Source organism: Sulfuriflexus mobilis (assembly GCF_003967195.1).
In the GTDB taxonomy this organism is placed as follows: Bacteria; Pseudomonadota; Gammaproteobacteria; order AKS1; family AKS1; genus Sulfuriflexus; species Sulfuriflexus mobilis.
Window position 1 is genome coordinate 1,428,819 of the sequence record NZ_AP018725.1, and the last position, 11,882, is coordinate 1,440,700.

Sequence of the window (11,882 nt, forward strand, 5' to 3'; positions counted from 1 at the left end):
AGGTTGTGAGTTTAGGGCATGGAATTAGAAAGTCTGTTACAACTCGTCCCTCGCTTTGGTGGTGATAATGCCTGGATCTACCAGGTATTTATCGTCGTCTTCACGGTATTACTGCTCAATTTTATTACCATGCGCGTATTACTGCGCATCGAGAAGCGCCTGGAGCGCACCAAAAGCCCGTGGGACGATGCCCTCATCTGTGCGCTGCGCCGCCCACTGAAGCTGTTGATCTGGGTACTCGGCCTGTGGCTGGCCGGGCGGATCACGAAGGGCGTCACGGATGCCGAGATATTCGGATTACTTGACCCCTTACGCGATGTCGGCATCATTGTCGCCATTACCTGGTTTTTTAATCGATTCATCTCCGGGGCGGAAAAAAACATCCTCGCCCAGAGCGAGGCGGCCGGGCGGGCCATCGACGTAACAACGGCGCATGCAATTAGCCGCCTGTTGCGTATCTCGGTCTATATCACGGCGTCACTGGTGGCCCTGCAAACACTGGGTTTCAGTATCTCCGGGGTGCTGGCCTTCGGCGGTATCGGTGGTATCGCAGTGGGTTTTGCCGCCAAGGACCTGCTCGCCAACTTCTTTGGTGGGCTGATGATCTTCCTCGACCGGCCGTTTTCGGTCGGTGACTGGGTTCGTTCCCCGGACAAGCAGATCGAGGGCACGGTGGAGAAAATCGGCTGGCGCCTCACCTGTATCCGCACCTTTGATAAACGGCCCCTGTATGTGCCCAACTCGGTGTTTATGACGATCGCGCTGGAAAACCCCTCACGCATGTCACACCGTCGTATCTACGAGACGTTTAGTATTCGTTATGCCGATATTGGCAAGATGGACGAGATCACCACCGCAGTAAAAGACATGTTGGTACAGCACCCGGATATCGATTCATCACAAACCCTGATGGTGAACTTCAACGCCTGTGCAGCCTCATCGATCGATTTTTTTGTGTATACCTTTACCCATACGACGGTGTGGACGGAGTTTCACGAGATCAAACACGATGTGTTATTAAAGATTAATGACATTGTGGTCAGTCACGGTGCAGAAATGGCCTTCCCGACGTCCACCCTGCATATCCCTGAGCCGGTGACTGTGCAGTCATCCGCTTGAAGCACCCGCCGGACCCATTTTCAGATCGGAGAGACTATGAGTGACGAAGAAGAAAGCATTGAACTGCGTGTCATGCGCGCCATGAAGACCACCCTGATGGGTGTCATCAAGGACACCACCTCGCAGCCGGGACAAAAGCACCCCTTGTCGGATGCTACCATCGAAGATATTCGCCAGTGCCTGGGGCTTATTGCGGCAAGGGAACAGACTTTGACCGGTGACCCGGGCAATCACCGCCCCAAGTATGTCGATGAGCCCGATGACAAGGTCGTGGTTTCCCTGAAAACGCCTAAAAAGAAAGACTGAGGTAAAGGTAATGTCGCCCGTAACGACTGCTGAGGTTGAGGCCGTGCTTGAGCAGGCTGATGTCCTGCATAGCGAGGCCGAGGTAGAGGCGGCGCTTGACCGTATGGCGGCAGAGATCACCGCCAGCCTGGCCGGCAAGAACCCCTTGTTACTTTGTACCATGATTGGCGGCATCGTCACGGCCGGCAAACTGTTAACACGCCTGCATTTCCCGCTGGGCATCGACTACATCCATGCCAGTCGCTATCGAGGTGAGACGCGGGGCGCCGAGCTGCACTGGATTGCACGTCCAAGCGAGTCCGTCGCCGGGCGTGAGGTGCTGATCATTGATGACATCTTTGATGAAGGCTTGACGTTGAAGGCCTTGATTGAAGATTGCCGGCAGGCAGGTGCCACGGCGGTGCATACCGCCGTACTGGTGGAAAAACAATGCGACAAACGCTGCCCGCTTGAGGTGGATTTTCTTGGTCTGCACGTCGAAGACCGCTACGTGTTCGGTTATGGCATGGACTACAAGGGATACCTGCGCAATGCCAATGGCATCTATGCCGTTAAAGAGGGTTAGGGTTTATGTCTGAGATTGCAATCATTGGTGGCACGGGGCTGACCACGCTGGACAGCCTGGAGATCATCCGTCGTGAAATGATCCAGACCCCGTACGGTGAACCCTCCGGCCCTGTCACCCATGGGGTCTTGTCTGGTCGTGAAGTCGTGTTCCTGGCCCGGCATGGTTACGGCCATACCATCGCCCCGCACCAGGTCAATTACCGCGCCAACCTCTGGGCACTGAAGGACATCGGTGTGGAAAAGGTGATCGCGATTGCCGCCGTCGGCGGTATCCGTGCGGACCTGGTGCCAGGGCGACTGGCCTTTCCGGATCAGATTATCGATTACACCTGGTCACGGGATAATACCTTTTTTGAAGATGGTGGTAACGGGGTGACACATATCGACTTTACCTGGCCGTATTGTGAAGAGCTGCGCCAGCAACTGATCCAGGCGGCGGCCAGTGCAGGCATCGATGCCTCGGATAAGGCCACCTATGCGGCCACACAGGGACCGCGCCTGGAGACGGCGGCAGAGGTTGACCGTCTTCAGAGAGATGGTTGTGACATCGTCGGTATGACAGGGATGCCGGAGGCGGCCCTGGCCCGCGAACTTGAGCTTTGTTATGCGACCTGTGCGGTGGTCGCCAACGCGGCCGCCGGGCGGGGTGAGGGCGAGATCTCGCTGCAAGAGATTGAGCACAATCTGGTCAGTGGCATGAGCCAGGTCGGGCGAATACTCGAAGCCGTCATGCCGTTAATCTAGCGGAAGTTACTGACTGCTCTATAGTCGTATCTCGTCCATGAGCGGTCATTCATTGTGAATTCAAGTGTACTGACCCCTTGATTGGGTATCTCGGCTAATAGCGGATGTTCATGTTTTTACTCTGACCCCAAATATCGACTCCAGCCGCTCATAGCATTCTAGCCGATTCTAACCTAGTTATGTCGCCTGTCGGCCATTAGCGGTCATTTATATTCGTTCATCTAAAGGGTTAGATATTTCCCACTTGTTACAAATATCTGCTATTTGCTTGATGGTTTCATCGCTGACAGGTTCTCTTAATTGCAAATGAAGGTTTATGCCTTTCCCTGTTACTTTTTCATAATCAGGCAATGAATACAGACAATTAAAGAAAACTTCTTCACCTTCTTTATCGCAAAAGCTCGGTCCTTCGATAACAACTTCCATCATTATTTTTATACCTCATGTCTGAATTCGGCCAGAAGCGGTCGGTCAACAAGCTTTCATAAGACAGATGTATTCCATAAGTAGCGGACATTCAATCTATATCCATCAATCATGGTTATTCGTGGTCTGTCCCCTATTGTCCTCCACCACTTAACCTAAATTCTCATGTGTCCACTTAAGGCTAATTATTGAGAGTACCAGTTGTCAGATTGTGTTGAAACCTATTAGTCATTTTGTCGAATTAAGTTTAAGCTAATACAACTTATCTGGCCTCAAAGTATTCTTTGTCGGATGGATGTTCTTTTCCATATAAAGCCAAATATGGGCGTAGGCGCTTTTGGGTGTTCTCACGGAGTTCTTTAATAATACAACCTGTGGAATCATCACCTACTCTAGAGTTTAAAGAAATAGCAAAATAGTACATCATATCGTAACACCAGCTAAGTATATGCATGCTTTCAGTTAAGCTTCTTTCTTTCAAGTTAGGCTGATTAGATTGAAACCCTGGCGAAAAGGCTATTCTACTGAGGTCACCATGTTGCCAACTAGAATAACTTCTATATCTCACATCGTAGAAATATGCCCAAATATCCCCAGCTTCTTGTGCCCGTTTTAATAAGGTAGGCCACTTAGGCATGGCTGCGATATCGACACCAAGCCACTCAGAGATATTGGCTTTTTGAATATCTATTGGATCAATAACTGCATTATATTCTGCCTCTGCTGCACTTGCTATATTTTCATTGCTATGGGACATCCATTTGATTCTTTCGTCATTTAACTTTATTTCTTCTTTGAAGCTTCTAATCCAAAAAGATGCTAAACGTAAGTCGCTTTTGTCATCAATTATATAAAGACAATTTACTATGGTTTCATATATCCCTCGACAGATAGCAGCTAAATCTGCATGAGATGCGTGAGTATACTTTCTGTGTAAAAAAACAACATGGGCCGAGCTAATTAAAGAACGTTCAACTAAATAAGAAACGGCCATTCTAAGATTCTGGCTTCTACCGTATGCGGCATTTTCATTAAGTTTCACTATTTGGTTTTGTAGTTGAGATTGCCCATTTCCTAACAAACTATTTATTGATTGGACAATCCTAGGTGTTGAAGGAATTTTCCTCCCACGCTTATTTCTTGTTCGTTTTCTTTGATTTCTTGTCATCTCTGATATTAATGGTGTGCCTAATGATTTAAATAAGGAAATTTCACGAAGTGGCCACCCAAGCCTCATCAGTCCAAGTGCAGTGATTTGTTAGGAGTTTATACTACTTCAAATGCTTTTTTCAATTTATGAAAAAGATGCCACCGTCTTTGCCCTTCATGTGCGTAAATTGAATGGATCGAAGAAAATCGAGTCGATGGTTCATTTTCTTCTAAGTGTGCAGTTGGAACTATTGCCTGTATCCACACTGAAATCAGTTTTTTGTCTTTTGCGAAAATTTCCGATGTATCGTGTTCTCTGTCAAATTGCACTAGTTGGGCTCTAATGCCATCTCTTGCAACAAGGGTATTAACTCCTGTCGCTATTCCTTGCTCAGGGTGAATGACTCTGCTTACATCCAAGACAACCAACCCATAAGCAGGTCTTTTAGAAACTTTGTATCTGGCTTTGAGTTGACTTGCTGCCTCCTTTGCTCTCTTGGTTACTTGCTTAGGTGAATTGAGACGCTTGCATTCAACAAATACAGGATGTCCCGCCACATCTACTACCAAATCGGACAAGCCAGCAAAATTAATATCGAAACCCGACTGCAAAAAATAAGAACCTATTCTTAATTCTAACTGAATATTTCTTGCTCGAGTATTGGCGGATTCATTTTTAGAAAATGTTGGCCCTCCAAGTGCTTCTTTTAATAATTCAAGAAATCCTTCTGGCTCTTTCACTTTTAACCCTCTATAGATCCAGCTCCATTCGTCCATTTCCCTCATTATCAAAAGTAAATTATCTTGGACCTCCTTTTTAGTGCATTTGTCAGCTAAAAATTTTTCATAAAATTTTACATATTCACCGAGCCGTGTTTGAGCTGCTTTAAAGCCTTTTGACTCAAGGTATTCTATCAACTGATTTGCATTTTTCAGTTTATCAGAAAACGGCTCGGTAGTTTTTCCTCCAGGGGATTCACCATAAGGAATACGTTTCATCTATGCCCCCCATTAAATTAATATTAATCAAAAGTTTATGGGTGAATTACATGAATAGCAAATCGGGACCCAGTAATGCAGAATGCAAAGAAATTTAGGGTAATGAATGGCCGCTATGGGTCGGCTCCAGCCAGTCAATCCATTCTAACCGATTCTTGCCTGGTTATGTCGCCGATCGGCCATAAGCAGACATTCAATTTATTTGTTCTTGTTGATTATTTTATGTGTATTGACCCCTCTGTTCATTTAATTCTAACTCCCTCATTAGTCTATATATCTTATTATTCTTTTTCATCTCTTTTTCTTATCTCTCGTATATATGCACCAACACCTCGTGCATCAAAAATTTCCATTCTATGAATTTCATCCTCATTAAAATCATCAACGTTCTTTAGGTAATTTTCTCTATCTTCATTCCACTTCATAAATCTATATATCACTGCAATAGAGGACTCATGTATAGGTGCTCTACTACTATCACTCCAATGATATAATGCGCCTTTCTCGTAAAAATATTCTTTATTACTTGCAGGTCTATCATTACTATCAAAACTTAAAAGATCAGAAAATTGCACTCTCCAATACTCAATATATTCATCAATACTTATTTTATGACTTTCCTCTGTAATCTTTTTACTCATTGCTTCTGCTGCTAGAAGTCGTCTAGCAGACGTAAGCCATACACGACGATTATTTACAGGGTAATTAGTGCTTTCATCAATTATCAGCGCATTATAGGCAAGTTGATATAACTCTTTGGCTTGTTCAAGATAAACTTCTGATTTTCTCCATTCGAATTCAGCCTTAAACTTCTTAATTGCAACGCCCAAGCCAATCACTATCGCAAATAAGGTACATAAACCAATCCAATCGATATTGCTATTATTTAACAATGTTACTTGATCTGTTATTTTTGCTAATAATAATTCGATAGATTCAAGAATACTTGTTTGTTTATTTTCCATGATACTCAACTTTTTCCATTGTTTTGAGTTCAGTACTCTATGTCCGGTTTGGGTCGTCTCCAGCCGCTTATTTCATTCTAGCCGATTATTCCTGGATATGTCGCCGATCGGCCAATAGCGGACGTTCACTTGCTTGACTTAAACAATTTAACCATGGCCTTAAATTCTGAATAAGTGATTTCTTTATTATTTTTGTATTCCTCGCGTTCTTCATCTGTAAGTTCTTCGTCATAAGCTAACAATCCTTCAGCAGTTGATACCCAATATTCGTAAGCCTTATTTTTGCCGACATCTGTGGCTAGAAAGTAAATTAAGATAATCGCTATCCCTGTGATTATTGGATTCCATTCACTTATTATGGCGGCCGCAATAAATATAAAAAAACCGATCCATCGTACCATCGAATATAACAGTGGCCCATTTTTTAACCAGAAAGGAGGTAACGCAGATAACTGATGGATAAGTTCTAATAACTTTCTTTGTGTATAGAAGGCTTGTAATTTCCAAGGTATGACTGCAAGCAAAATAGTAACTACATCGTTAATTCCAATGTTACTTACTATGGTGTCGACAAGTGACATTTTTTATCCTTATCTTTGGATATTTTATAGCGTTACTATTAAAGATTAATATTAATTATAGTGCCAAAAATTACTAGTTACGAATATCCGTTTTTGGTCGGCTCCAGCCGTTCATTTCATTCTAGCCGATTCTTGCTTGGTTATGTCACCGATCGGCCAGTAGCGGTCGTCCAGAAAAGGGTACTGACCCCTTATTTCTCTGACCACTTTTTTCTGTTGATACTTTGAGGATGATATCCTGGTCTCACACGAGGGGCTTGACTCTCGTTTCATCAAGTGAGTGCTTCCGTCTTCTTCGATCAGTTGTTTCATGCCTACAAGCAGCAACGGCAGTTGGAACTATTGTGGTAGTCGTTATTCGTCCGGTGCGTTCTGCACCGGACATTCCTCCTATACTGAATGATGGTTAAACAAATAGTTTTGTTTTTAAGCATCCTTGCCTTGACAAGACCCTTTTGGAAGATTTCCCCAACTACCTCCACCAGTTTTACCGTTCATCGATATTGTTCCCGCCGTGTTTGACGGGTCATTTTTATCGAAATCGTGACCTCGACAACTAATAGTTGGATATTGTGATGGATTGGAAGTACAGCCAGCATCTGGGGTTACATACCAATACATGCCATTGTCTCCTGAATGAGGTATATCTACACGCCATTTTACTGTACACGATCCTTTATTGGTTACAAGCTTCCAATTGCAGGTGAAATCTAAACCAGTACTAGTACCTGATGTACCTGTACCTGACATAGTAAGATATGAATCTTCTCCTGATTTTCCTGATGTATAGTTACAGGAGCATTTCTGATTATCTGCACCACATCCTGAGTTAACTTGCTGAAGATGTGCTTTAGTAGAAGAATCAATACCCATAGCATTGAGCACTGTTATTTTACTAGAAAACTTAAAGTCGTCGTCACTGTAAACAAAGTTTGAAACTAAAAGTAACATGGAAAAAAAACTTATAACAATCCGTTTCATTTTAAATTGCTCCTTTTTGACAGTATTAAAGGCGCGCATTTGAAAAAAATTCTTCACAATATGTTTGCCTCAGAACGTATATTATTTACATGAGGCAGTGTTACATAGATGTGACTTTTCCCACATCTGAGCTGAAATGAATAAATGGGTTCAGAGCACAGATATTGCTAATAATTGGAGAGTAATGTGTTTATGACCCAAATAATTCTTTGATGGGCTGCTGGCTGAGAAATTCACGCTCGCGCACCAGGTGGGGGCGAAAAGAATAGGGCAAACTGCGCAGAGCTTATTATCCGCTCGTTTTAGCGATAGTGTTTACATTCAATACCTATTCTATATTGGCATCTCCAAAGAATAAAGAGGTCAGTACCCTTTTTTCAATGACTGCTTCGGGTCGTTTCCCGCCAGAAATTCCATTCTAGCCGATTCTTGCCCGGTTTTGTCGCTGATCGGCCAGTCAAAAAAGGGTACTGACCCCTTTTATTATTTATTCCTATTTGAGTCTAAGAAGACTTACTATAGCTGAAAAGTTCATTCCAGTTATTGGGGCTATTAAACGACCTCTTAAGCCACCAGTAGTGCTGTTCATTATTCCGTAATTGTTTTTGTATGCTTCAATATATTGATTTAGTTTTTCTTCATCTATTTGTTGAATGAAAATTTCTTGTTTATTTTCAGTGGTAACGTTTATAAGTGGCGCAGGAAACCACATGGTAGCTGCAATATTATTGAATGCTTCCGTCGCTTTTTCTAGTTGTTCTAATGCGCCCCAAGTTGAAGCCAAGATTATGCTATAGCGACCTATAAAACGGTGAACTTCAATAGATTTTGCTCTTAATATCTCTCTTTTTTGCAGAAACTTGTTAGTTTCACCAAGTATATTGTACATATGAAAGTCAATTGAGTTTTGATCTGTGTTCTCATTAATCTCCGATGATACTTTGAGGCAATACTTAGCATAAATTTCTATATCAGTAGTTACTCTCGAAACCTCATTGAAGAATGCTTCTATATCAGACGCAACCTCTATTTTCATTTGAGATATAAATTGTTTTCTTTGTTGAGCAGAGCCAATACTAAAAGCAATTAGAAACCCAACTATGGTTAATAATGAACTGGATACAGTTGTTTTATAATTTTCAGGTAGTTCATTTAGCCAAATTAATAGTTCATGAGCTGTATATGGCTGCCCAAGACCGATTGAAGGAGCTGAAAAATAAAGTATAAGTGATAAAACTAAAATACCATATAATTTGCTTACAAGTGAATAAAGTAAATAACCTAAGACTACGAATAACTTAACGGCTTTTATTTTGATCTTGCTTGCTGTTTCTGGTTTTAGTATCAATGTAAATCTCTTGTTATTGAATATCATTTTAATTGACTAACGATTAAGTTGCGGGGCGCAAGCGCGAAAGCGCGCAGCGTCCAACACGAACGCCGTATTATGCCACCTATTCCAGAGGTGTGACATAGTTAGGAACCACTCTCATCGGGCCTTTCTTCTTTCGGGAGATAGATATTCAGATTGATGCATATCTGCTGGTAACGGTTGAAATTATCAGTGCCTCGATCGAATTTAGATGCACGCAAACTATTGGAAAGACCTATCAGCAATCCTACAGCTTTTACAATATTGTCCCTGTGAGGGAGGCCGAACAGATGACGTACCAAATCATACTTAGGGATTAAATATGTTGCTGCGTTGAGGTCCGAAGATAGAGTCCTGAGTTTTTGTTTTGTTTCGGTTTCCCGATCTTCCCCCGTTACACCAGGATTAGAATAGATATCAGCGTAATAAACTAAAGCGTAGGAAATATCTGAAATTGTAGACCTAAAGCGATGCACCGGTTCGATAACCAATTTTAAAAATACCTGTCCAATCACAAATATCGCGACGCCAGAAAGGATTGTTAAAAAAATTTCCATTGTATATGTAACGCCTATAATTTAGAGAGTCTATAACATCCTTTTTTAAATAGTCTTTTTCCCAGATGTCCGCTTCGGGTCGCCTCCAGCCGTTTGTTCTATTCTAGCTGATTTCTGCTTGGTTACTTCGCTGATCGGCCAAAAGCGGACATTCCTAGGAGTAAATCACGAGCCGGAAATGATTACTGGAGAGATCGAGTTTTGCTGATTCGGTCTATATCCAACTCTTGCGAGTTCTTCTGACCATTTGGCTGAGTGACGATGACACGGATGGTCTTGAGACCACGTCCACTCGCGGCAGCTACGAGCGCTGAAATTTTCTCCTGCATGTCGGACTCCTGCTTGTCGGTCCAAGGTTTTTCGTATTGGCTGGCAAGCTTCTTCGCGAGAGTGCTTGTCAGGACTTCAGTGAATGCCGGACCCAGATCAGCCGGGTCAACTTCCATCGAGTCTTCGGGGTTCTGAAATAAATCTTCCATCGATAAGTACCTCTTCGGGTCGTTTTCTGTCACTCATTTCATTGTAGTCGATTCTAACTTAGCTATGTCACTTGTCGGCCAGAAGCAGACGTTTCAATCGAGTCTGGCCTCCATTGATTCTTGCGGAGCTTTATTCAAGATCATGTTCAAGGTAGCTGTAAAATTGATATAACTTATCGTTTATTAATTCATTCTTATTTAATACTCGCGTTAATTTGTTAAATTCACTTTTATAAAATCTTGGGAATGGTGATTTTTCTTTGAGTTCTTCCGTTAAGGTTTCGTATCTTTCTATATAAATCTGTAATTGTTCTAATTCTTTTATGATTGAATTAATTGTCAGGTTCGCATCATGCCCTAGTCGTTTGTGATATGAAAAATATGTTGCTAGCATTTCGTTCTGGAGTACATCTTCTCCGCCTGAAATTGCTTTATCAAGGCTCACGGTCATATCGTCACTTAAAACTATTTGTTTTTCAATGGATGTTTTTATTCTTCTATGGAGTGATTCTATAATTTTATTTAAATCAGCTTTTTTAGATTCATTTTCAAAGTGTGTTATTGTCTTTTTAAGCTCTATTTTTTGAATTTTTATGGTGTGCAAAAGAGCTATTAATGCAAGAAATGCAATAAATGGATTTAATACTCCGCCTATATAATCCCCGAACTGCCCCCATTTTTCTTGATTAGCAGCAATGGGGCCGGCAAAAATACTTAAATATGCAATTACAACAATTGAAGTCATAATAATTGCTGCGACTATTAAGACTTTACTCATCTTCATATTATTTCTTCTCTCATAACATAAAGTTCTTTCATCGTCATTGTGAACCCTGGCTATGACCGCTATGGGTCGGGAGCGGACGAAATATTTTTTCCATTACTGCCCTTCATGTTCAAAAGGCGTGATCAGGGCAATGATGCCGAAGTAGGGGTGGTCGATATAGTGGATTTCGGTGCTGCGCATGCGGCGTGATTCCTGCAGTCTGAAGTATTCGATAGTGGGGGCATCGATATTCTGCTGGGCAATCTGTTCAGCGAGATACACGTCCGGATTGTAATAAGTGATATCTGCCTCGAGGTGCAGGTAGCGCGAGAGGCTTAGGGTGATAGTGCCATCAAAGCGCCTTTTTGTCCCCGCACTATCGGCCTGTTCGAGGGGGTCGGGGAGGGTGTTTAACACCTGAGTCGGCCTGCTTGCCTGTACCTGTGTGATGTCCTGCATCAGGCCAGCATGCACATGCACGGCGCGTGACTCGGCCCGCTCTACGGTGGGTTGCCGCCAGGCAATATGCCCGAGGACACGGTACTGCCTGCTGTTTAGCAGTTTCTCGTCGAGATCGGTCATGGCAAACTCGGCCGGGTTGAGCAACTGAAAGGCACGCGGGTTGCCCTGGCGAACGACAGGCTGCAACGGCGGCGCCAGCTCTATGACCTCGGCGCCTGTCTGTTCGTCGGGCTTCAGCACGGGCCAGACCTCGCCGGTTGCTACAGGCTGGATGGGCTCGAAGACAATCAGTTCCACCTGGAACCAGCGTGGCGCATCCTTGGCCTGGGGGGCCGCATGCACGAGACTGACGGCAATGATGCCCAGCAGGCCGGTAAACAGGGTGTATGTCAGGGTTTTGATAGCCATG

The 11,882-nt window shown here is 43.4% G+C and carries 15 protein-coding genes; 4 read left to right on the forward strand and 11 right to left on the reverse strand.

Going from position 1 to position 11,882, the window contains the following annotated elements:
* Positions 1-18: 18 nt before the first annotated feature.
* Genes EL386_RS07165 through EL386_RS07180 form a run of 4 tightly spaced genes read left to right on the forward strand, consistent with a single transcriptional unit; the run spans position 19 to position 2,736 of the window.
* Positions 19-1,119 carry a mechanosensitive ion channel family protein gene (locus tag EL386_RS07165; RefSeq protein WP_126454802.1) on the forward strand — a complete coding sequence of 367 codons (1,101 nt, stop codon included), beginning with the start codon at positions 19-21 and terminating at the stop codon, positions 1,117-1,119.
* Between the two features lie 36 nt (positions 1,120-1,155).
* Complete coding sequence (locus tag EL386_RS07170; protein WP_126454804.1) at positions 1,156-1,425, forward strand: segregation and condensation protein A; 270 nt, start codon at positions 1,156-1,158, stop codon at positions 1,423-1,425.
* A gap of 10 nt (positions 1,426-1,435) precedes the next feature.
* The gene (locus tag EL386_RS07175; RefSeq protein ID WP_126454806.1) at positions 1,436-1,990 is read left to right on the forward strand and encodes a hypoxanthine-guanine phosphoribosyltransferase; all 555 of its coding nucleotides are present in this window, start codon (positions 1,436-1,438) and stop codon (positions 1,988-1,990) included.
* A 5-nt stretch (positions 1,991-1,995) separates the two neighbouring features.
* Complete coding sequence (locus EL386_RS07180; protein WP_126454808.1) at positions 1,996-2,736, forward strand: S-methyl-5'-thioinosine phosphorylase; 741 nt, start codon at positions 1,996-1,998, stop codon at positions 2,734-2,736.
* A gap of 207 nt (positions 2,737-2,943) precedes the next feature.
* Here the strand turns inward: EL386_RS07180 and EL386_RS07185 are convergent, their stop codons facing one another.
* The 11 genes from EL386_RS07185 to EL386_RS07235 form a co-directional block, all read right to left on the reverse strand.
* The gene (locus tag EL386_RS07185) at positions 2,944-3,165 is read right to left on the reverse strand and encodes a hypothetical protein (protein ID WP_126454810.1); all 222 of its coding nucleotides are present in this window, start codon (positions 3,163-3,165) and stop codon (positions 2,944-2,946) included.
* 259 nt (positions 3,166-3,424) lie between these two features.
* On the reverse strand, positions 3,425-4,330 hold the full coding sequence (locus tag EL386_RS07190) for a DUF5677 domain-containing protein (RefSeq protein WP_126454812.1): 906 nt from the start codon (positions 4,328-4,330) through the stop codon (positions 3,425-3,427).
* Positions 4,331-4,428: 98 nt separating this feature from the next.
* Positions 4,429-5,310 carry a hypothetical protein gene (locus tag EL386_RS07195; protein WP_126454814.1) on the reverse strand — a complete coding sequence of 294 codons (882 nt, stop codon included), beginning with the start codon at positions 5,308-5,310 and terminating at the stop codon, positions 4,429-4,431.
* A gap of 281 nt (positions 5,311-5,591) precedes the next feature.
* Complete coding sequence (locus tag EL386_RS07200) at positions 5,592-6,275, reverse strand: hypothetical protein (RefSeq protein WP_126454816.1); 684 nt, start codon at positions 6,273-6,275, stop codon at positions 5,592-5,594.
* Between the two features lie 125 nt (positions 6,276-6,400).
* Positions 6,401-6,856, reverse strand: a complete 456-nt coding sequence (locus EL386_RS07205) for a hypothetical protein (protein WP_126454818.1) — start codon at positions 6,854-6,856, stop codon at positions 6,401-6,403.
* 426 nt (positions 6,857-7,282) lie between these two features.
* Positions 7,283-7,894 (reverse strand): hypothetical protein, encoded by a 612-nt coding sequence (locus tag EL386_RS07210; protein ID WP_126454820.1) that lies wholly within the window; start codon positions 7,892-7,894, stop codon positions 7,283-7,285.
* A gap of 436 nt (positions 7,895-8,330) precedes the next feature.
* On the reverse strand, positions 8,331-9,185 hold the full coding sequence (locus EL386_RS07215; RefSeq protein ID WP_126454822.1) for a hypothetical protein: 855 nt from the start codon (positions 9,183-9,185) through the stop codon (positions 8,331-8,333).
* A gap of 128 nt (positions 9,186-9,313) precedes the next feature.
* Positions 9,314-9,766 carry a hypothetical protein gene (locus tag EL386_RS07220; protein ID WP_126454824.1) on the reverse strand — a complete coding sequence of 151 codons (453 nt, stop codon included), beginning with the start codon at positions 9,764-9,766 and terminating at the stop codon, positions 9,314-9,316.
* A gap of 182 nt (positions 9,767-9,948) precedes the next feature.
* Entirely contained in the window at positions 9,949-10,245 is a 297-nt protein-coding gene (locus EL386_RS07225; RefSeq protein ID WP_126454826.1) for a hypothetical protein, read from the reverse strand.
* Positions 10,246-10,375: 130 nt separating this feature from the next.
* A complete protein-coding gene (locus EL386_RS07230; protein ID WP_126454828.1) occupies positions 10,376-11,023 on the reverse strand; it encodes a hypothetical protein in 648 nt (215 codons plus the stop codon).
* A 102-nt stretch (positions 11,024-11,125) separates the two neighbouring features.
* Positions 11,126-11,881 (reverse strand): CsiV family protein, encoded by a 756-nt coding sequence (locus EL386_RS07235; protein ID WP_172597652.1) that lies wholly within the window; start codon positions 11,879-11,881, stop codon positions 11,126-11,128.
* Position 11,882 lies beyond the last annotated feature (1 nt).